At 40.5% G+C, this 20,454-nt stretch carries 18 protein-coding genes; 7 read left to right on the top strand and 11 right to left on the bottom strand.

The features are described from left to right. Positions 1–4 precede the first annotated feature (4 nt). Positions 5–514, bottom strand: a complete 510-nt coding sequence (locus B4U84_RS06490; protein ID WP_044450781.1) for a superoxide dismutase family protein — start codon at positions 512–514, stop codon at positions 5–7. A gap of 379 nt (positions 515–893) precedes the next feature. Between B4U84_RS06490 and petL the strand changes: the two genes are divergently transcribed. Further along, entirely contained in the window at positions 894–989 is a 96-nt protein-coding gene (gene petL / locus B4U84_RS06485) for a cytochrome b6-f complex subunit PetL (protein WP_016862386.1), read from the top strand. Positions 990–1,121: 132 nt separating this feature from the next. Here petL and bioB read toward each other — a convergent pair whose 3' ends face one another. Then, a complete protein-coding gene (gene bioB, locus B4U84_RS06480; RefSeq protein WP_131116250.1) occupies positions 1,122–2,126 on the bottom strand; it encodes a biotin synthase BioB in 1,005 nt (334 codons plus the stop codon). Positions 2,127–2,559: 433 nt separating this feature from the next. Here bioB and B4U84_RS06475 point away from each other — a divergent pair, with 433 nt between their 5' ends. The 3 genes from B4U84_RS06475 to B4U84_RS06460 all read left to right on the top strand — a co-directional run bounded on the left by B4U84_RS06475 (position 2,560) and on the right by B4U84_RS06460 (position 5,499). Then, a complete protein-coding gene (locus tag B4U84_RS06475; RefSeq protein ID WP_131116246.1) occupies positions 2,560–3,291 on the top strand; it encodes a pentapeptide repeat-containing protein in 732 nt (243 codons plus the stop codon). Positions 3,292–3,312: 21 nt separating this feature from the next. After that, complete coding sequence (gene rimJ, locus B4U84_RS06470; RefSeq protein ID WP_131116243.1) at positions 3,313–3,885, top strand: ribosomal protein S5-alanine N-acetyltransferase; 573 nt, start codon at positions 3,313–3,315, stop codon at positions 3,883–3,885. Between the two features lie 156 nt (positions 3,886–4,041). After that, positions 4,042–5,499 (top strand): protein adenylyltransferase SelO, encoded by a 1,458-nt coding sequence (locus B4U84_RS06460; RefSeq protein ID WP_131116240.1) that lies wholly within the window; start codon positions 4,042–4,044, stop codon positions 5,497–5,499. 108 nt (positions 5,500–5,607) lie between these two features. On the opposite strand, the gene B4U84_RS06455 is transcribed toward B4U84_RS06460, so the two are convergent. From B4U84_RS06455 to sufB, 5 genes are all read right to left on the bottom strand, one after another. Next, the gene (locus B4U84_RS06455; protein ID WP_017309169.1) at positions 5,608–5,910 is read right to left on the bottom strand and encodes an acylphosphatase; all 303 of its coding nucleotides are present in this window, start codon (positions 5,908–5,910) and stop codon (positions 5,608–5,610) included. A gap of 104 nt (positions 5,911–6,014) precedes the next feature. Continuing rightward, positions 6,015–7,283 carry a cysteine desulfurase gene (locus B4U84_RS06450; RefSeq protein WP_131116237.1) on the bottom strand — a complete coding sequence of 423 codons (1,269 nt, stop codon included), beginning with the start codon at positions 7,281–7,283 and terminating at the stop codon, positions 6,015–6,017. A gap of 159 nt (positions 7,284–7,442) precedes the next feature. Next, on the bottom strand, positions 7,443–8,801 hold the full coding sequence (sufD, locus tag B4U84_RS06445; protein ID WP_131116235.1) for a Fe-S cluster assembly protein SufD: 1,359 nt from the start codon (positions 8,799–8,801) through the stop codon (positions 7,443–7,445). Next, a complete protein-coding gene (sufC, locus tag B4U84_RS06440; protein ID WP_131116232.1) occupies positions 8,801–9,589 on the bottom strand; it encodes a Fe-S cluster assembly ATPase SufC in 789 nt (262 codons plus the stop codon). The genes sufD and sufC overlap by 1 nt, the downstream gene beginning before the upstream one ends. Positions 9,590–9,687: 98 nt before the next feature. Then, complete coding sequence (sufB, locus tag B4U84_RS06435; RefSeq protein WP_017309174.1) at positions 9,688–11,124, bottom strand: Fe-S cluster assembly protein SufB; 1,437 nt, start codon at positions 11,122–11,124, stop codon at positions 9,688–9,690. Positions 11,125–11,348: 224 nt separating this feature from the next. Here sufB and sufR point away from each other — a divergent pair, with 224 nt between their 5' ends. The 3 genes from sufR to B4U84_RS06420 all read left to right on the top strand — a co-directional run bounded on the left by sufR (position 11,349) and on the right by B4U84_RS06420 (position 17,163). Next, complete coding sequence (sufR, locus tag B4U84_RS06430) at positions 11,349–12,023, top strand: iron-sulfur cluster biosynthesis transcriptional regulator SufR (RefSeq protein WP_131116229.1); 675 nt, start codon at positions 11,349–11,351, stop codon at positions 12,021–12,023. Positions 12,024–12,130: 107 nt separating this feature from the next. Continuing rightward, on the top strand, positions 12,131–12,391 hold the full coding sequence (locus tag B4U84_RS06425) for an NDH complex assembly factor CRR9 (RefSeq protein ID WP_131116226.1): 261 nt from the start codon (positions 12,131–12,133) through the stop codon (positions 12,389–12,391). 101 nt (positions 12,392–12,492) lie between these two features. Then, the gene (locus tag B4U84_RS06420; protein WP_131116223.1) at positions 12,493–17,163 is read left to right on the top strand and encodes a WD40 domain-containing protein; all 4,671 of its coding nucleotides are present in this window, start codon (positions 12,493–12,495) and stop codon (positions 17,161–17,163) included. 134 nt (positions 17,164–17,297) lie between these two features. Here B4U84_RS06420 and B4U84_RS06415 read toward each other — a convergent pair whose 3' ends face one another. The 4 genes from B4U84_RS06415 to B4U84_RS31120 form a co-directional block, all read right to left on the bottom strand. Continuing rightward, on the bottom strand, positions 17,298–18,590 hold the full coding sequence (locus B4U84_RS06415; protein ID WP_131116220.1) for a P-loop NTPase fold protein: 1,293 nt from the start codon (positions 18,588–18,590) through the stop codon (positions 17,298–17,300). 187 nt (positions 18,591–18,777) lie between these two features. Beyond that, complete coding sequence (locus B4U84_RS06410; RefSeq protein WP_017309177.1) at positions 18,778–19,407, bottom strand: hypothetical protein; 630 nt, start codon at positions 19,405–19,407, stop codon at positions 18,778–18,780. A gap of 452 nt (positions 19,408–19,859) precedes the next feature. Further along, positions 19,860–20,186: a YbjQ family protein gene (locus B4U84_RS06405; RefSeq protein WP_017309178.1), complete on the bottom strand. Its 327-nt coding sequence runs from the start codon at positions 20,184–20,186 to the stop codon at positions 19,860–19,862. Positions 20,187–20,195: 9 nt separating this feature from the next. After that, on the bottom strand, positions 20,196–20,454 hold a 259-nt coding region (locus B4U84_RS31120; RefSeq protein WP_207390904.1), incomplete at its 5' end, for a hypothetical protein.

Here is a 20,454-nt window from a genome sequence, read left to right as displayed (position 1 = left end):
GCGATTATAATATCACTCCACAGGCTATACGTCCTCCACCTGCATCCGCCGCCGTACCCTCAGCTTTTTGTTGATCTGGTAACAAATGAATGATGATGGCGCTACCATTACCGTCAAACACACTGACAGGGCCTTCACTGAGGCTAATTCGACTGGTGATCGCATCATATTTTGCCCGTCCCTGTTGATCTACTTCCAAATTTGGCAAATCACCTAGATGATACGGATGGTTATCCTGTACAGGAGTTTCCGAACTAAAAGGCCCTGGGTCAAAATGTCCACCACTCGTACTATAAGCAGGACTAGCATCAGGTTCACACACACCCACAGAATGAATATGAAGTCCATGTAGACCAGGAGTCAGTTTAGTCGGGTTGCCTTGAATTTTACCCCGAATCCGTACCGCCTCATTCTCTCGCTGTGTCAAAAAGAGTGTGCCATTAATGTCTGCACCTGTAATTTGCACTTGCGCTTGCAGGACATTAGCTGGATAAAACGCTTGTGCCAATGTCATTCTAGTAAATAGCATCAAGCAGATGGAAATTCCAAAGAGCAACAAATATTTTAATCGTGAAAGCTTTCTCAACATAACCTCCGGCAGTGGTGATGAATAACTTAAATTGAGTATTTAGACAAAAAATATTTAGCGTGATTGTAAGTTTTTTAAAAAATGCACCTGGGGAATCACACGGTTAAAGTTATGTATATCTACACTACATGAGTTCGACATTTCGGTAAATATCTCAGTTAAGTAGCAATACGGTCGGTTGTAGTCGATTCATCGAAAGGGTACTGCAAACTATCAAGGTCTTTCCCTTTGCCCTCTTTTCAACCACTAACCACTAACAAATGATTCAATAGATTTAAGAGTAAATAATTGTGGAGAAACGTAAATGTTAGCCGTAGTATCTTATATCGTCTTCTTGGCAATCTTTTTTGGCATTGCAGTCGGTTTACTGTTTGGTCTGCGCGCCGCTAAGATTCTTTAATGGGCATGAATCAGTTATCAGTTATCAGTTAACAGTTAACAGTTAACAGTTAACAGTTACCAGTTTAATTTGATAACTGATAACTGATAACTGAGAAGTTGTCCCCCTTCCCTTCCCGCGTCCTATCCTCTACTATCCAACCACAACTTCTGTTGTCGCCTTCTGTTTACCAACGAACGACGGACGCATTTCCAAACCAAGCAAATTTAGCATTTCTTGGTCTGCATCATAGCCAGGACAAGGTGTGGTGACGGTCAACATGTGACCGTTATCACTGGAAAAGATAGAATTGGCTCCTGCTAAGAAGCATAAAGCTTGTTCAACTTGAGAAAGTTTGGCTCTACCTGCGCTCAAGCGCACATCAGAAGCTGGCATAATCAGACGTGCTGTCGCTATCATCCGCACGACATCCCAAATGGGAACATCTGGTTGATTTTCTAAGGGTGTACCTTGGACTTTGGAAAGAATATTAATTGGTACAGACTCTGGATGAGGATGCAAATTAGCTAGAGTGTGCAGCATTGAAACGCGGTCTTCGACATTTTCGCCCAAACCCAGAATACCACCGGAGCAGACGGTGACGTTAGTCTGACGGACATTGTTAATTGTGTCTAGGCGATCGCTATAAGTTCTGGTAGTAATAATCGTGCTATAGTATTCCGGGGATGTATCTAGGTTATGGTTATAAGCGTAAAGTCCTGCTGCTTCTAATTGCTTGGCTTGCTTTTCAGTCAGCATTCCCAGAGTGCAACATACTTCTAATCCTAATGCTGTAACTTCTTTGACCATATCTAAAACTTGGTCAAATTGAGAATTATCCCGCACTTCTCGCCAAGCCGCACCCATACAAACGCGACTGACACCACTATTTTTTGCTTCTTGGGCAATGTTAACTACTGTTTGTTTGTCTAAAAGTGCTTGTGGTTTAACTTCTGTTTTGTAGCGAGAAGATTGAGCGCAATAGCTACAGTCTTCAGGACAAGCTCCTGTTTTAATAGAAATGAGCTTACAAACTTGAATTTGTTTAGAGTTGTGATATTGACGATGCACACTAGCCGCCTGGTATATCAGCTCTAAAAATGGTGTATCGTAAATTGATCTGATTTCTGATTTTTGCCAATCGTAGCGTATTTCCACGGCTTTGCCTACCTTGTTGATGAATTTTCTATCGCACTTGTGATTTTGGCTCAGAAATCAGGTTATATGGTTTTTGAGTACTAAGCAATCTCATCCACAATGCTATTAGAACTTTATTTATAAAGAAATAATAAAAATCGTCAAATTCTATATTTTCTTGAGTAAATTACTATTTCAAAATATAGGAGTCCTATTTGATTTGGGAACAAAACTCAGTATAAGTTTATTTTTTCTTCCCTGTTGCTTGTTTCTACTACTGATTCAGCAACGCGCAGGAATCAAATCGGATAACTATATAAGCAATTTTAAATTATCAAAATCCTGAAATTTGCAGTTGCTTTTTTCATATTCACTGCTAAATTAGCAAGAAGAGTAATTACTAGCTACAATTTTGTCAACTGCGTCACATTTTTTCGTTTTTATACCTAAGTCCATGAGTAAAGAAACTAATAAAATTGTTAAACTAAATGAAGTTTCTGCTGCTACAACTTCTACCTTAAGTACTTATATTGATAGAACTGTCGAAACATTAAAATTCAGCATTAGTACTATCAATATACCTAGAGAGGCATTCGGGGCAATTGTAACTACGCTAATTCTATTAATATTAGGACTATTGTTGATTATAGGCAATCTCAGCAATACTTTAAATCAACAAACATCTCAGTTTAAAGAATTTTATATAAATACTGAATCGACAGTTGATTACCAAAGTCACGTTATTTTATCTGATTACATCAAAACAATAGGGAATATAGTTTTAACAGAAAAATCCCAATCCAAGCCAGAACATTCAGCAATGATTCGAGCTATGACTCAGGCTACATTACAGGAATTAGATCCAGAACGTCGGCGTTATGTGGTGATGTTTTTGTCTGAAATAAATTTACTAAAAAAATCATCAAAAAAACAATTGCCATTACTTTTTGGAGCATCTATTACAGGAGCTAAACTCCAAGGTTTAGATTTAAAAAATGCCAATTTTCAAGGCACAAATTTAACTGGTGTAGATTTGCGGGGTGCGGATTTACGAGGAGCTAATTTCAAGAATGCGATTTTGACAAATGCTTGTTACAACAAATTGACTTTATTTAATAAAGGGTTTATACCAACTGCGGTTGGGATGAAAGAAGTTTTAGATACTAAAAAATGTTATTCAAGTTAATCACATTAACAATAAATTGAGATGAAGAAAGTTGAACCACCAAGAATTGTCACTGAACGCCTGCTATTACGAATGGCTAACCAAGAGGATATACCAGAAATTATCCAGTATTTTACTGAAAATAAAGCCTATTTTACTCCCTTTTATCCTCTTTGGGGTAATAGTTTTTTCACAGAAGAATATTGGCAATTGCAACTAGAAATAAATTTACATGAGCTTGCCAATGATTTTTCTTTACGATTATTTATGTTTGTCAAAGAAAATCCGAAAAAAATCATTGGAACTATAAATTTTAGTAACTTTGTCCGAGGAGTTGCACAATACTGTAATGTTGGCTACGGTCTTGCAGAGGCTGAACAAAGTAAAGGTTATATGACAGAAGGTTTGCAAGCTGCGATCGCATATATATTTAGAGAGCTAAATATGCATCGCATCATGGCAAACTACATGCCTCATAATCAGCGTAGTGGTAATTTGTTGAAAAGATTAGGCTTTGTCGTAGAAGGATACGCCCGCAATTACCTATTAATTAATGGACAATGGCAAGATCATATTTTAACAAGCTTAACTAATCCCGATTGGCAACCGAGGTAAATTATGGTCATTTGTCAATGGGCATCGGGCATCGGGCATTGGGCATTGGTTATTCTCCCCACACTCCCCACACTTCCTTGTCTCCCTTCCCTTCCCCTGTCCCTCCCTCCAATCTGCGACTATGATGAAGAGAAGGTGAACTAAGTTGTACTCATAATGACTCTGGTTAAAACTTCCGACGACACTAATTCTAAAAATCCTTTTTTTGGTCTTAACTACGAACCTGCCTTAGAATCTTTAGGCGACGACTATTACGATGAAGTTGCAGCTGCGGAATTTCCTCAACACATTCTGCGCTGGCGTAATGATGCGTTGTTACTAAAGCTGGGACTAAATCCTCCAGCAGTTACAGACGAAGATTTTATCACCGCTTTTGGCAAATTTGAAGAACGCAAACCTTTATTAGCACTGCGATACCACGGTTATCAATTTGGTGAATATAACCCTCAATTAGGTGATGGAAGAGGTTTTCTCTACGGACAAGTGCGTGGTATTGATGGTGAACTTTACGACTTCGGTACAAAAGGTTCTGGTAGAACGCCCTATTCTCGTGGTGGTGACGGTATGCTGACATTAAAGGGAGGCGTCCGTGAAGTTTTGGCTGGGGAAATGTTACATAGAATGGGTGTACGTACTTCCCGATGTCTGAGTATGATTGAAACAGGTTTATCTCTGTGGCGAGGTGATGAACCTTCTCCTACTCGTTCTTCCGTAATGATACGGGTGAGTAAATCACACATTCGCTTTGGTACTTTTGAACGGTTACAATATTTTCGCCGTCCAGATTTAATCAAAAAGCTATTAGATCATGTAATTAAAGAATACTATCAACATTTAGATGACCAACAAGATAAGTATGCTTTATTTTATGCAGAATTAGTCCAAAGAACAGCAGAATTAGTTGCACAATGGATGGCAGTTGGTTTTTGTCATGCGGTTCTCAATACTGACAATATGTCGATTACAGGGGAAAGTTTTGATTATGGCCCCTATGCTTTTATTCCTAATTATGACCCGTTTTTCACTGCGGCATATTTTGATTATTACAAACGCTATTGTTACATCAATCAACCAGAAATTTGTAAGTGGAATCTGGAAGCACTCCAAGAAGCCTTAAAAGCTGTGATTCCTCAAACTGAAATGGAAGCTGGTTTAGCACAATTCGATGATTTTTATTTGGCTGAATATCGTTGTTTAATGCTAAGAAAATTAGGTTTTGAGAATTTGTCTAATCCAGAAGCTGAAGAACTTTTAAAAGCAACTATTAATTTTTTAAAGCATTATCCAGTCAGTTATCATCACTTTTTTGCAGATTTAGCTACTAATTTTTCTAGCAAATGGAGAGATGATGCTAGTAGTATTCTCAGCAATTCAGAAATTGGACAATCTTTAGGTAGGTCAGAATTATTTTTAAATTGGTCGGGGATATATCACAGAATTTTAACCAATTTGACACCGGAAGAGATAGAGAAAGTAGCTCAAACTTTAGTTTGTTATAATCCTCAAACTGTGATTTTAAGACCAGTGATAGAATCAATCTGGGAACCAATTACTCAAGAAGACAATTGGCAACCTTTTTATACACTCCTGAATCAAATTCAATTTCAGATTTAATTTATTTATAGATATTTTCAACTCAGGGTGAGCACATCTCAAGCACCATTGATTTGGAAAGATAGAGAAAGTTTACTATTCGTAGTAAATCTCACTACTGGGTTGTTTTTACTCAACACGCCTGACTTCAAATCTCCGTAAACCTTCTGGTTCTTCATACTCCACAACCACATCTTTAACCATAGCTGCTGGTGGACCTTGATGACACCAGCGAATCATGTCTTCTACAACTTCCTGCACACCTTCAAAAACAGCTTCTACGCGACCATCAGGGAGATTTCGCACCCAACCACTTAATCCCAGCTGACTAGCTGTATCGACGGTAGCAAAACGATAACCTACGCCTTGAACTCTACCAGAAATAAATAAATGGGCGCGGATTGACTGCGACATCTGTGTAGGATTTTGCATTGACCGGCATATTCTTTACAATTTCCAGTCTACATGGTTTTGAGAGTGATCAGCTAGAGACGCGAGGAACATCGCGTCTGTACAATTGTCAGTTGGTTTTTGGATCACTGTTCACCAAACAATCCGCTAAAAAAGTCAATTGTTTCCTTCAGTGCTTTGATGAATACATCAATTTCTTCACGAGTATTATAGAAAGATAGACTAGCGCGTGCAGTCGCCGGAATATTGAGATAGCGGTGTAATGGTTGGGTGCAGTGGTGTCCAGAACGGATAGCAACACCTTCCCCATCTAATAATGTAGATAAGTCGTTGGCGTGAACTCCAGTGACAGTAAATGCAGCTAAAGCAGCTCTACCTTCACCTTGAGCATTTGGTTTCGGCCCGTATATTTTAATTTGGGGAATTTTCTCTAATTGTTCAAATAGGTAAGCAGTTAATTCTGCTTCATAGGCGTGGATTTTGTCCATACCAATTTTAGTAAGATAGTCTACAGCTGCACCCAGAGCGATCGCTTCCCCAATTGCAGGTGTCCCAGCTTCAAATTTATGTGGTAAATCTGCGTAGGTAGAATAGTCTAAAAAAACCTCCGCAATCATTTCACCACCACCAAAAAATGGGGGCATTGCTTGCAGCAATTCCAACTTGCCATACAAAAAGCCAATCCCAGTCGGGGCGCACATTTTATGACCAGAAGCTACCAACCAGTCGCAGCCAATTTGCTGTACATCAACTGGCATGTGCGGTACACTTTGACAAGCATCAATTAATACCTTGGCTCCATATTTGTGTACTAAAGTGCAAATTTCTGTCACTGGGTTAATGCAACCCAAAGTGTTAGAAACATGTACCAGCGACACCAATTTTGTTTTTTCCGAAAGCAGTGTTTGGAAATGTTCTAAATCCAAAGTTTCTGCTGATGTTAGTTCTACATATTTCAACACTGCACCAGTTTTCGCAGCAACAAATTGCCAAGGAACAATATTACTGTGGTGTTCCATCACCGACAGAATAATCTCATCTCCTGGCTGCAAATTATTCATTCCCCAACTGTAAGCAACTAAGTTAATCGCTTCAGTTGCGTTACGAGTGAAGACAATTTCTTGACGCGATTTCGCATTGACAAACGCAGCAACTTTATCTCGTGCCCCTTCATAAGCATCAGTCGCTTTCGCACTCAGGGTATGGACACCGCGATGGACATTAGAATTGTACTGTTCGTAATAATCCCGGAGGGTATTAAGTACAAACAGAGGCTTTTGAGAAGTCGCTGCGTTGTCAAAATAAACTAAAGGTTTGCCATTGACTTCCTGGTGTAAAATCGGGAAGTCAAGACGGACTTGATCAGCAAGGGTTCTTTCTTGGGTAAAAGTCATAGAATTTTGGATTTTGGATTTTGGATTTTGGATTAGGGATTTATGATTTTGGATTAGGGATTGGGTAATAAGTAATGGATTGGTTGTTAGTTGATAGTTATTCCAAACAACATTCAATAAACAAAAACACTACACAATCTAAAATCCAAAATCTAAAATCTAAAATTGGTTGACTGTTTGTGTGAGTTTTTCACGCAAAGAGGGAATGGGGATGTAGTTGATAATTTCCGCAGCAAAAGCATGAACTAATAAATGGCGCGCGCTTTCTTCATCAATACCCCGACTTTGCAGATAGAAAATTTCATCGTCTTCTAACTGACTGACAGTCGCACCGTGAGAGCATTTGACATTATCGGCGGTAATTTCCAGTTGGGGTTTAGTATCAACTCTGGCTTTAGATGATAACAACAAATTGCGATTCAATTGCGCTGCGTCCGTCAACTGCGCGGGTTTAGGAACAAAAACCTTACCATTAAACACCGCATGAGCGCGATCGCCTACAATAGTTTTGTGTAACTGCTGACTCTTACCATAAGGATAATTGAGAGCGATCGCACTGTGAGTATCCGCTAACTGATTCCCACCAATCACCGTCAACCCATTGAGAGTCGTTTCCGTTTGCTCACCAGTTTGCAAAACCTCTAAATTGTGGCGTGACACCTTCCCACCCAGACTAATTGCATTACAAGTATACCGACTGTAACGTCCTTGAGTGACAGCAGTTTTACCAACGTGAAAAGCCTCCGTACTACCCCACTCAACCCGCGTGTGATTTACCTGAGCATTATCTTCCAAGCAAATCTCAGTCACAGCATTAGTCAAGTAAACCTCCTTGGCGTTCTTGGCGTCATGGCGGTTTCTATACTCTTCCACCAAACTCACCTGCGAACCACCTTCCGCCACCACCAAACAACGGGGTTGAGAAATACTCGGCTCTTGACCAGCACTAACAAACACCAAATGAATCAGTGTTTCTACCACCACATTCTTCGGAACCCAAACCACCGCCAAATCTTGAATTCCAGCAGTATTGAGAGCCGTAAAAACTTCCAGCGCTCCTTCCGATTGTGCCAAATATTTCTCTAAACTCGGCTGACTTGACACACCCAAATTACCGACCACCACCCCATTTGGCAACCCAGCCACCGATGATAAACTTGGTGCATAAACACCATTCACAAAAACCAAGCGAGAATTAGCAGCCTCCGGCAAAATATTAATATCTTGTAGAGACGCGAAATTTTGTGGAGCAATATTTTGTAGAGATGCGATTAATCGCGTCTGTCGTAAAGCAGACAAATCAGTAAACCGCCATTCCTCATCGCGGGTAGTAGGAAAAGTCGAATGACGTACCCAATTGGCCGCGCGATCGCGCAGAACTTGCAACCAACCCTCTGACTTCGACGCCGTAATCTGATTTAATAACTCAGTTAAATAACCATCCCTATCCAACAGAGTCGCACTCAAACTAGCTGCATCTGAATTAGGAATTGGACTGGGAGAAACTTGGATAGTCATTACACACCCACCTCAGTCGCAAATTCATCCAACAACCAGTCATAACCACGAGATTCCAACTCCAACGCCAACTCCTTACCACCAGAAGTGAGAATCCGTCCTCTAGCCATGACATGCACATAGTCCGGCACAATGTAATTGAGTAGCCGCTGATAGTGAGTAATCATAATCGTGGCATTCTCAGGGCTAGTCAACCGATTTACCCCATTCGCCACAATTTTGAGCGCATCAATATCCAAACCTGAATCTGTTTCATCCAGAATCGCCAGCTTTGGTTCCAGTAGCGCCATTTGCAAAATCTCATTGCGCTTTTTCTCACCACCAGAGAAACCCTCATTCACACTCCGGTTAAGAAAAGCCGAATCCATTTTCACAACTTCCAGCTTTTCCTCCACCAAATCATCAAAATCAAAAGCATCAATTTCTTCCAATCCCTGAGCCTTCCGCTTAGAATTATACGCCAAGCGTAAAAAATCTAAATTGCTAACACCCGGAATCTCAAAAGGATATTGGAACGCCAAAAACACACCACTCCTAGCCCGTTCCTCCGGTTCCATTTCCAGCAAATTTTGTCCCTGGAAAATCACCTCACCGCCAGTCACCTCATAGGCCGGATGTCCAGCCAACACCTTAGAAAAAGTACTCTTTCCAGAACCATTCGGTCCCATAATCGCATGAATTTCCCCAGAACGCACCTCCAGATTCACACCCTTAAGAATCGGTGTCCCATCAATTTCAGCCGTCAAGTCTCTTACCGACAGCACAACTTCACTATTTTCAATAATCATGTTCTCTCTCTTTTAATTCTTTCTCTTCCTCCTTCGCGTCCTTCGCGCCTTCGCGGTTCAATAGTATTTCTTAACCACCAAGGCACAAAGACACGAAATTACCCAACACTACCTTCCAACTTCAGACTCAACAGTTTATCAGCTTCCACCGCAAATTCCATCGGCAGATTGTTAAACACATCCTTACAGAAGCCGCTAATCATCATCGTCACAGCATCTTCAGCAGAAATTCCCCGTTGAGCAAAATAAAATAACTGGTCTTCCCCAATCTTAGAAGTAGAAGCTTCATGCTCTACCTTACCAGTATTATTTTGTACCTGAATATAAGGAAAAGTATTGGCATGTGCATTATCCCCAATCAACATCGAGTCGCACTGGGAGTAGTTTCTAGCTCCTTGTGCCTTCGGGTTAATTTTTACCAAACCTCGATAGCTGTTACTAGAATTACCAGCAGAGATCCCCTTAGAAATAATCGTACTGCGGGTATTTTTCCCGATGTGAATCATTTTAGTGCCGGTGTCAGCTTGCTGCATATTATTAGTTAGCGCCACCGAGTAAAACTCACCCACAGAGTTATCACCCACCAGCACGCAACTAGGATACTTCCAAGTAATTGCAGAACCAGTTTCTACCTGTGTCCAAGAAATCTTGGAATTTACACCTTGACATAAACCGCGCTTAGTGACGAAGTTGTAAATACCACCTTTGCCTTTTTCATCACCAGCGTACCAGTTCTGCACGGTGGAGTATTTAATTTCAGCATTATCAAGCGCGACAAGTTCCACAACCGCAGCGTGTAGCTGGTTGCTGTCGTACATTGGTGCTGTACAGCCTTCGAGGTAGGAAACATAGCTGTCATCTTCAGCAACAATTAATGTCCGCTCAAACTGTCCGGTGTCGCCGTTGTTAATCCGGAAGTAGGTAGACAGTTCCATCGGACATTTCACGCCTTTGGGAATGTAGACGAAGGAACCATCGCTAAATACTGCTGAATTGAGAGCAGCAAAATAATTATCAGCAATGGGAACGACGCTACCCAGGTATTTTTTCACTAATTCTGGGTGTTCCTGCAATGCTTCGGAAATCGAGCAGAAGATAACCCCTTCTTTCGCCAGTTTTTCTTTAAAGGTGGTGGCGACAGAAACGCTATCAAAAATTGCGTCTACGGCGACATTCGCTAGGCGCTTTTGTTCTGATAGAGGGATACCCAATTTTTCAAAGGTTTCGAGCAGGGTTGGATCTACTTCTTCCAAGCTTTTCTTTTTCGCTTGTTGCTTGGGGGCTGAGTAGTAAATAATATTTTGATAGTCAATAGGTGGGTATTTAACGCTTGGCCAGGTTGGTTCTGTCATTTTTTGCCACTGGCGGTAAGCTCTGAGGCGAAACTCCAGCATAAATTCTGGCTCGTTTTTCTTGGCAGAAATCATGCGGACGATATCCTCGTTTAGTCCACGGGGAATCGTGTCTGCTTCAATGTTGGTAATGAAGCCGTACTTATAGGGTTGATTGACTAAGGTTTTAACAGTGGCACTCATCAGTGATTTTCTCTTGTGTTCACAACTCTATACTCTTTAAGGATGGGAGCGGGATTTATCGATAACCAATTCCCATCAGGTGTTACCGAATGGTCACACGACTGTTACAATAAGGATAACTACTAAAACAACAGCGATGTTGTTTAACACATCTTCATTTTACGCTAGATTAACAACAATATTGTTGTCAAAGTGAAATTTAATCATGATTTTTTGGGACGACGATGGTGACTACCCAGCAGTCCTCAACCAAGCAGGATATTCTAGAATATCTGGTCAAACACGTGGAAGCTACGGCAGTTGATCTAGCCGCAGCCTTAGATATTAGCCCCCAGGCGATTCGTCGCCATCTCAAGGATTTAGAGGCGGAGGATTTGATTGTCTATTCGTCGGTGCAAGCGGGGATGGGGCGACCGCAGCACGTTTATAAGTTAAGCAACAAAGGACGCGATCGCCTGCGAAGAGAAACGGCTGATACCTATGGAGATTTTGCCGTTTCCTTATTAGATACTGTGGCTCAAACCGTTGGACACGACCAAGTCAGCAGTATTCTAAAAAAACAATGGGAACGCAAAGCCCAAGAATATCGCGATCGCTTAGGTGATGGCTCTTTACATCAAAGGGTTGAAAATTTGGTAGAACTGAGGAAATCTGAAGGTTACATGGCGGAGTACCACCCCATAGACTCAAGTGAGTCCGCAAGTGGCGATCGCTTTATTTTAATGGAGCATAACTGTGCCATTTCTAATCTTGCAGAGTCTTTCCCCAGTATTTGCGGTCATGAGTTAGAAATGTTTGCTGCTGTTTTACCAGATTGTACAATCGAACGTACCCACTGGATTATTAACGGTGAACATCGTTGTGGCTATTTAGTGCAAGCGAGAAAAGTTAGAGCATAGGAATAATGTAGCTATTCATTTTTAGTTTATGTCAGAGATAATGGGTAATTAGTAATTTGTTTTACAGATTAGAAATCACCCATTTCATTTCGTTGTGTATAGTCATTATGGATATTTTGCCCCAGCCACCATCCGAACAATTTTTATCATTGGAAGAGTCAGCAAAAGTAGATGCGGCTTTATTATCTTCACCGGAAAAATTTTTAACAAGATTGACTATTTCATCATTAAAGCTTTTGAAGCATATTGCCCAAGAGTACAATGTTTCTATTGAAGATTTGACAACACAGCAAATAATCGCTTGGTTTGAGAAAGATGGTAAAGTGAGGCGAGAGCAGGGAATTGAAGCGGCTTATTTAAAATGGTAAGTCTTGGTTGTTGGTTAGTGGTGCTGTTTTCCAATCCTCTATTTGACATCATCACAAAGATTGCGATGTTCTATCATCGTTAGCAGAATGACAAATGACCAATGACAAACAACGAAAGTTCTTTACAAACTCTGATCAGAGCAATTACTCTTTCACAAGGGCAATTTTCGCTGATATTGGTGCGGTGTAATTATGCTTCTCTGCAAGAGACAATGGTACAACGTTTGCGGGAAGTTTCGCCTGTAAATATTCACGAAATTACTTTGTCTGCATCAGTCAAAACTCTTTACACGGCTATCAGTGAACTATTGGGAGATGAACAACCACCCGCTTTGATGGTGTTTGGTTTGGAGTCGGTGAAAAATCTCGACACAGTTTTGACTTCAGCTAATCAAGTGCGGGAAGAGTTTAGAAAGAATTTTCAATTTCCAATATTGTTGTGGGTGAATGACCAAGTTTTACAACAGTTTATTAGGTTAGCAACAGATTTAGAAAGTTGGGCGACAACAGTTGAATTAAAAAAAAAGACTGATGATTTAATCAAGTTTTTAGAGCAAAAAATTGCTGAGGTTTTTGCTGGTGATGTCATTCCCAATTTACAAGTTTGCTGGGAATTAGCAGCTGCTAAAGATGATTTAGAATCTCGTGGTCAAGTTTTATCATCGGAAATTAAAGGTTGTATTGAGTTTGTGTTGGGTTTGCATGATTACCAGCGAGATCAAATAAATTCGGCTTTAGAGCATTATCAGCAGAGTTTAAATTTTTGGCAGGGAATTAACACCCCCCAACTTCCTTTAGAAAGGCGAGGGAAATTATTACTGCATATTGCACTGGCTGATTATCGCCTTGCGGAAAAATATCATTTACAAAATCAAGAGAATTGGGAAGCAGCAAAAGATTATTTTCAGCAGAGTTTTGAGATTTTTAGACAAGCAGAAAGGGAAGATTTAGTTGCTGAATATATTAATAAATTGGGTGAGGTGTTGCGCCAATTAAAACAATGGTATGAGTTGCAAAGCTTGGCTGAATCTTCATTGACGCTGCATCAAAATTATGATTTGCCGCTACAATTGGCTGAGGATTACGGTTTTTTGGCAGAAGTGGCTTTAGAAAAATCACGCTGGCGAGAAGCTAATAATTTTGCTCAACAAGCTTTGGAAATTTTCTCAGCAGAATCTAGCCAGGAATTACATGAGCGAGGTTGGTTACGATTTTTGTTAGCTCGTTCTCAACAATATTTAGGTGAAGTTGCAGCAGCAATTAATAATTTAGAAATAGCTAGAGAAGAAAGTAATCCGCAATATGAGCCAAAGCTTTATATTCAGATTTTGGAAACTTTGCGTTTACTCTATTATGAGCAGAAAAATTATCTTGCAGCTTTTCGGATTAAGCAAGAGCAAATGGCTCTGGAATATCAATATGGTTTGCGGGCTTTTATTGGAGCAAATTATTTACAGCCGCAACGTTACAGTATTAATCCTGATTTAGTACAAGCTGAAAAACATGCTATAGTGGCTCAAGAGATTGCTGCTTCTGGTAGAGAAGAAGATGTCAGGAGATTAATTGAAAGAATTAGCAGTACTCAACACAAATTAATTGTGATTCATGGACAATCGGGAGTCGGGAAAAGTTCGATTTTGCAGGCGGGTTTAATTCCAGCATTGCAACAACAAGCAATTGATGCTCGTGATGTTTTACCTGTGTTGTTACGAGTGTATACAGATTGGGTGGGGATGTTGGGGCGCTGTTTGGTAGTAGGTTATGAGGAAATTAGAGGTCAGAAATTATCTACCCCGGTTGATGGTGGCGGAATTATTGAGCAATTACGCAGAAATGGTGAGAGAAATTTATTAACTGTTTTGGTTTTTGATCAGTTTGAAGAGTTTTTCTTTGTTTATTCTGAGAAAATTAACAGACGAGCTTTTTATGATTTTCTGCGTCAATGTCTAGATATTCCATTCACCAAAGTGATTCTGTCTTTACGGGAAGATTATTTACATTATTTATTAGAGTTAGACCGTTTATTTAATTTGACTGTTATTAACAATAATATTTTAGATAAGAACATTCGCTATTATTTGGGTAATTTTTTGCCAGCAGATGCTCAGAAAGTTGTGCAAAGTTTAACGGAACGCACCCAGTTTGGTTTAGAACCTGCGTTGATTGAGCAATTAGTGGCAGATTTAGCGGGGGATTTGGGGGAAGTACGCCCGATTGAGTTGCAAATTGTCGGCGCCCAATTGCAAACAGAAAAGATTCATACGATTGAGCAATATCAGGAGGTGGGGACGAAGGAAAAACTGGTAGAAAGATTTTTGGAAGCAGTGATTCAAGATTGTGGGGTTGAGAATGAACGCTGCGCTCGACTGGTTTTATATTTACTCACTGATGAAAATGGCACTCGTCCCCTGAAGACTCGCGCTCAGTTAGCAGATGACTTAGTTGCGGAAGTTGAGAAATTAGATTTGGTGTTAGAGATTGTTGTCAAGTCAGGTTTAGTGGTTTTAATTCCAGAGAAGCCGGCTGATTTATATCAATTGGTGCATGATTATCTGGTGGATTTTATTCGTCGTCAACAGAGTGATGAGTTGTTAGCAGAATTGGCGAGGGAAAGAGAACAGCGTCAACTAGCGGAAGAGAATTTAAAGTGTATTGAAAATGAACTGAAAACAAAAGAAGCAGAACTTAAAAAAATCAGTGAGGAAGTAGAAAAAAAACGAACGGCTCTCAAAGAAGCTCAGGAAGGCATGAAATATGAACGAGAGGGGGTAAGTGCCTTAAGACAATTTGAGTTTGCCCAGTTAGACGCTTTAATATCAGCAATACGGTGTGGGAAAGCTTTGCAAGTTTTAGTCAAAGATGGTCGTCCTTTAGAAGATTATCCAGCTATCAGCCCTTTGTTTGCTTTGCAAACTATTCTCGACAATATCCAAGAACGTAACCAGATACAAGGGCATCAAGACATTGTCAAAAGTGTGAGTTTCAGCCCCGACGGTAAAAATATTGCTACTACATCTAATGACACAACAGCACGATTGTGGAACCTCAACGGACAGCAAATCACTGAATTCATAGGACATCTCGGCAGTGTCACAAGTGTGAATTTCAGCCCCGACGGTAAAAATATTGTCACTGCATCGCTTGACGGTACAGCACGGTTGTGGAACCTCAATGGGCAGCAAATCACTGAATTTATAGGGCATCTTGGCAGTGTCATGAGTGTGAGTTTTAGCCCCGACGGTAAAAATATTGTCACTGCATCGCTTGACGGTACAGCCCAGTTATGGAATATTAACGGGCAGCAAATCACTGAATTTATAGGGCATCTTGGCAGTGTCATGAGTGTGAGTTTTAGCCCCGACGGTAAAAATATTGTCACTGCATCACTTGATGGCACAGCACGGTTGTGGAACCTCAATGGGCAGCAAATCACCAGATTCAACGGGTATCAAGGAAGTATATATAGTGTAAGTTTCAGCCCCGACGGCAAAAATATTGTCACTGCATCGCTTGACGGTACAGCCCAGTTATGGAATATTAACGGGCAGCAAATCACTGAGTTTAAAGGGCATGAGGAAATTGTCACTAGCTTGAGTTTTAGCCCTGATGGCAAAAATATTGTCACTGCATCAATTGATGGTACGGCGCGATTATGGAACCTCGACGGGCAACAAATCACTGAATTTAAAGGGCATCAGGACATTGTCACGAGTGTGAGTTTCAGCCTCGATGGTAAAACTATTGCCACTGCATCTGATGACGGTACAGCGCGGTTGTGGAACATCAGAGGAAAATTAATTAATGAATTTAAAGGTCATCAAGACATTGTCACGAGTGTGAGTTTTAGCCCTGATGGTAAAATTATTGCTACTGCATCTGATGACGGTACAGCGCGGTTGTGGAATCTCAAAGAGCAGCAAATCACTGAATTTAAAGGGCATCTCGGCAGTGTCACGAGTGTGAGTTTCAGCCCCAATGGCAACCATATTGCAACCGCATCATCTGATCGTACAGTGTGCTTGTGGAATCTCGAAGGACAGCAAATCATTGAATTTAAAGGGCATCTTGGCAGTGTCACGAGTGTGAGTTTTAGCCCTGATGGTAAAATTATTGCTACTGCATCTGATGACGGTACAGCGCGGTTGTGGAACATCAGAGGAAAATTAATTAATGAATTTAAAGGTCATCTCGGCAGTGTCACGAGTGTGAGTTTCAGCCCCGATGGCAACTATATTGCAACCGCATCATCTGATCGTACAGTGTGCTTGTGGAATCTCAAAGGACAGCAAATCATTGAATTTAAAGGGCATCTCGGCAGTGTCAAGAGTGTGAGTTTTAGCCCCGATGGCAACTATATTGCAACCGCATCATCTGATCGTACAGTGTGCTTGTGGAATCTCAAAGGACAGCAAATTAATGAATTCAAAGGGCATCAAAGCATAGTCAATAGCGTAAGTTTTAGCCCTGATAGTAAGTACATAGCCACCGCCTCAGTTGACCGTACAGTGTGCTTGTGGAATCTCAACGGGCAACAAATTGCCAAATTCAAAGGGCATCGGAGCATAGTTAATAATGTGAGTTTTAGCCCTGATGGTAAGTACATAGCCACCGCATCAGTTGACCGTACAGTGCGCTTGTGGCCTGTGGAAAGTTTAGATGAGTTACTGGTGCGGGGTTGTAATTGGCTCCAATATTATCTGAAGAATCCCAATGTTAATTTGAGTGATGACGATCGCCATCTCTGTGATGAGATTAATCGAGGTCAAAGGTAGAAGGAAGATATCGTGAGCAAGCCAGAGTCATTGGGCATTGGGCATTGGGCATTGGGCATTGGGCATTGGTTTTTCTCCGCGTCCCCGCGTCTCCCCCATCTCCCCCATCTCCCCTATCCCCGATCCCCGATCCCCTATCCCCTATCCCCTAAAATAGGATTGATATCAAACCAAGAACCATCTTGATCTCGATATTCAAATACAAACATACTGCGAATCAAAAGTTGATAATTGTCCTCTCCTCTTAAGCTTTTGTGTGCAACCACCTCATCAAGTAATTCCCATTCATCGGGAGTAATTGCCAAAGCTAATTCATTGCGTCTTTGTTTAATTACGCTTTCGAGACATTCACGGGAAAGGGGCGGATCTTCTCTTTGTAAACAACGGTAAAGTAACATGAGTAAGTTTCGCGCATGACCACCGCTAACTCGACATAACCGTTCTAATGTCTCAGAACTATCAAAAACCTGGGTAATCAAATTTTGGCTCACTTCCCAACTGACACCAGGAAAAGCTCTCGCCATCACTAGTTGTTGCAGTTTGAGCATTCCTTCTTGACATTCAGAACCATCTCGTAACTGCACAGGAACCATTGGTAACACTTTGGGGTCTACGCCAAAGCGATTTGTCAGCCTTCCTAAAGCGTTGGAAAAAAGTAATATCAGCGGAACTGTATAGACAACGTGACAATGAAGCTGATTTAATTGTTCACCACGTTCTACAAATAAATATTCTGGCTGATAATAACCCGATGGTTTGACAGAATTATCTACTCGATCAAGATTATCGATAATAACTACTAGTCCTTTTTTACCTTTATGCTTGAGTTTTTCTATAGCAGGTTTTAATAACTCTTGATTAATTGATTCTAAAATACCATTTGTACGTGGCTCTAAATATTGTCTAAGCTGATTGCGAAGCTTGGGACTATCTTTAGTTTTAGCTGTAATCTTGCCAATACCTACAGATAACTCTGCTTCCGCGGATAATTCTATTGGTGTATTGAGAAATTCAACAATTTCTGTAAACAGATTTTGAAAATAGCCTGGTTTAAGTTTAATTTGAATCGCTTCTAGGCTTTGACTCACCTCGCGAGCGATCGCCAGTAAAATATCTGTAACATCTACATCTGCCATATCCAGACTTTGGCTGGACTCGAAATACACTACATGAAATTCCTGCTCTTCTAACTCTGCTTTTAGCCGCAGTAATTCAGTAGATTTACCACAGCCAATGTGTCCTGTAAACAGTTGACAGGTGGGTTCATCAGGAGACAATCGCGAAATGGTTCGCCCCAATTCCTCGATAATTTTACCACCACGTACTTTGGCAAAATCAATATAATACTGGCGATCCTCAGGTTTACCTATAACGAGTGTCTTACTGGGATTACAAGCTTTAAAAAATCTTCCTAAATCGAGTTTCATGACAAATAACACGAAAACAGTGCAGAATTACTGCTTTTTCAGTTATTCTACAGATGAAAAAGCCATGATTTCGGAATTTAGGATTGCGATAGTTGTTGTCTTTGTTTAAAATCGGGTTGCTCTGAAAAAAAGCACCTTCAAAAGGTGCATATACTAAGTAGTGGAATTTTATTTTTTTAACTAAGTTTTACCTGTAGGTTGCTTGATTACGAGGATTACGAGCGCCAACAACCGCTCCAATCATGGCAGCAATTAAACCTAGTAAAGAGCCAAAAACAAACCACCATAAGCCAGAACGTATATTTGCCGCAATTTCACGAGCTTGTTGAGCAGTGACGTTACTTTGTGGCACATTTACACCACCTTGCTGTTGCAGTTGATTAATCACTTCTCCAGCATTAGAAGCTGCAACACCAAAAGCGCCTGACACACCGCTTGCTACTAACCAAGAACTAACTGCTAAGGTTGTAGCCCAGAGAATTGCACCGTTGAGGAGAGCTGTATTGCGGTTCATAGGACCACAAGCGCGCGCTGTCACCCAAGCACCAGTGAAAAGGGAGATTAACAAAGCTATAGTTGACCAAATACCAACGTTACCAGCAATGTTAGGTGCTATGGTTCTCGGTCTACCAGAAGCTTCAATAGTACTTGCTCCAAGCGCAGCAACGATCGCGCTTAAAATTAATTGAGTGGCGATCGCAATTAGTAACCCAGAAATAATTGGTCCCCAGCGAACACGATCATGATAATCAACTACTGGAGTAACTCCAACAGGTTCATTAATAACTTCCCCAGTACCACGATTTACGTAAGACATAAAACTAATTTCTCCTAACTCATTTTTTATGGTTTATTCTGAATATTTTGCTAGTTAACTTCAAATTAAATTGTTATTTCTAGTTTTTCATATCTATCAACGGAAAGAGTTAATAAATCTACCTTGAGTATTAGGTTTATTTAACAGGTAATATATGTGATATTCTTGAGGTTTTTATGGAAAAACTCCAAAAGTGGAAGCAAATTTGAAAACATAAAATACATTAAATTTAATTGCAAAACGTAAATTAATATATACTGTTTTAGTTATATAGCTGTTATCAAGCGTGTATACTAGCATCCATCACAAATAACTTGGAAAGGAGAAAGGGAAGAATATTGTTATAAATTTAAGATGTGGTTTTTGAGCCTTCATTTACTCTACAAAGTAGACCATAGTCCTGTTTATATTAGCTTTCCAAAGGGAGTCCACATCCATGTTTCTACTTTCTATTAACGCATTTTTACAGCAGTACCTGTAGCTGTGATTAATAGTAATACTCCTGATTGGTCAACATTAATTGTCCCTGTATCAATTTCAATACCAATGACTGCATCTGCACCTAAACGTAATGCCCGTTGTTCTAATTCTGCCAGTGCTTTGCGTTGACCTTCTTCAAATAAGCGCTCGTAGCTACCAGTACGTCCACCAATAATATCTCGCAAGCCTGCAAAGAAATCTCGTATAAAATTGCTTCCGTAAACGATTTCGGCTGTCACAATACCCAAATATGATTGGATAACAGCTCCTTGAATCACGTCAGTTGTAGTCAAAATCATAAGTCTACCTCATAAGGAATTAAAAGAAAAAATGAAAAGAAATTTTCCTTTCACAGTGTTTGAAGGCGAAAGCCCACGTTCTTTTAGGCGTGGGAGGAAGCCGTAGCAGACTTTAGTCTGCATCAAGCTTTTTGGGCAACCGTTTGAAATCATTTTTGGGTTCGCCGAAATCATTTCTGGGTTCGCCGAAATCATTTCTGGGTTCACCGAAATCATTTCTGGGTTCACCGAAATCATTTCTGGGTTCGCCGAAATCATTTCTGGGTTC

The sequence above is a fragment of the Westiellopsis prolifica IICB1 genome, from assembly GCF_004323185.1.
Taxonomy (GTDB): Bacteria; Cyanobacteriota; Cyanobacteriia; order Cyanobacteriales; family Nostocaceae; genus Pelatocladus; species Pelatocladus prolificus_A.
This window is presented reverse-complemented; position numbering and strand designations above follow the sequence as displayed.

What these genes read in the sequence shown, in the direction of transcription:
- B4U84_RS06410 (WP_017309177.1), bottom strand. Translation starts at nt 19,407, where the DNA reads ATGTCTTACGTAAATCGTGGTACTGGGGAAGTTATTAATGAACCTGTT.
- B4U84_RS06475 (WP_131116246.1), top strand. Translation starts at nt 2,560, where the DNA reads ATGAGTAAAGAAACTAATAAAATTGTTAAACTAAATGAAGTTTCTGCT.
- sufD (WP_131116235.1), bottom strand. Translation starts at nt 8,801, where the DNA reads ATGACTATCCAAGTTTCTCCCAGTCCAATTCCTAATTCAGATGCAGCT.
- petL (WP_016862386.1), top strand. Translation starts at nt 894, where the DNA reads ATGTTAGCCGTAGTATCTTATATCGTCTTCTTGGCAATCTTTTTTGGC.
- B4U84_RS06450 (WP_131116237.1), bottom strand. Translation starts at nt 7,283, where the DNA reads ATGACTTTTACCCAAGAAAGAACCCTTGCTGATCAAGTCCGTCTTGAC.
- B4U84_RS06460 (WP_131116240.1), top strand. Translation starts at nt 4,042, where the DNA reads ATGACTCTGGTTAAAACTTCCGACGACACTAATTCTAAAAATCCTTTT.
- rimJ (WP_131116243.1), top strand. Translation starts at nt 3,313, where the DNA reads ATGAAGAAAGTTGAACCACCAAGAATTGTCACTGAACGCCTGCTATTA.
- sufR (WP_131116229.1), top strand. Translation starts at nt 11,349, where the DNA reads ATGGTGACTACCCAGCAGTCCTCAACCAAGCAGGATATTCTAGAATAT.
- B4U84_RS06420 (WP_131116223.1), top strand. Translation starts at nt 12,493, where the DNA reads ATGACAAACAACGAAAGTTCTTTACAAACTCTGATCAGAGCAATTACT.
- B4U84_RS06425 (WP_131116226.1), top strand. Translation starts at nt 12,131, where the DNA reads ATGGATATTTTGCCCCAGCCACCATCCGAACAATTTTTATCATTGGAA.
- B4U84_RS06455 (WP_017309169.1), bottom strand. Translation starts at nt 5,910, where the DNA reads ATGCAAAATCCTACACAGATGTCGCAGTCAATCCGCGCCCATTTATTT.
- sufB (WP_017309174.1), bottom strand. Translation starts at nt 11,124, where the DNA reads ATGAGTGCCACTGTTAAAACCTTAGTCAATCAACCCTATAAGTACGGC.
- sufC (WP_131116232.1), bottom strand. Translation starts at nt 9,589, where the DNA reads ATGATTATTGAAAATAGTGAAGTTGTGCTGTCGGTAAGAGACTTGACG.
- B4U84_RS06405 (WP_017309178.1), bottom strand. Translation starts at nt 20,186, where the DNA reads ATGATTTTGACTACAACTGACGTGATTCAAGGAGCTGTTATCCAATCA.
- B4U84_RS06415 (WP_131116220.1), bottom strand. Translation starts at nt 18,590, where the DNA reads ATGAAACTCGATTTAGGAAGATTTTTTAAAGCTTGTAATCCCAGTAAG.
- B4U84_RS06490 (WP_044450781.1), bottom strand. Translation starts at nt 514, where the DNA reads ATGACATTGGCACAAGCGTTTTATCCAGCTAATGTCCTGCAAGCGCAA.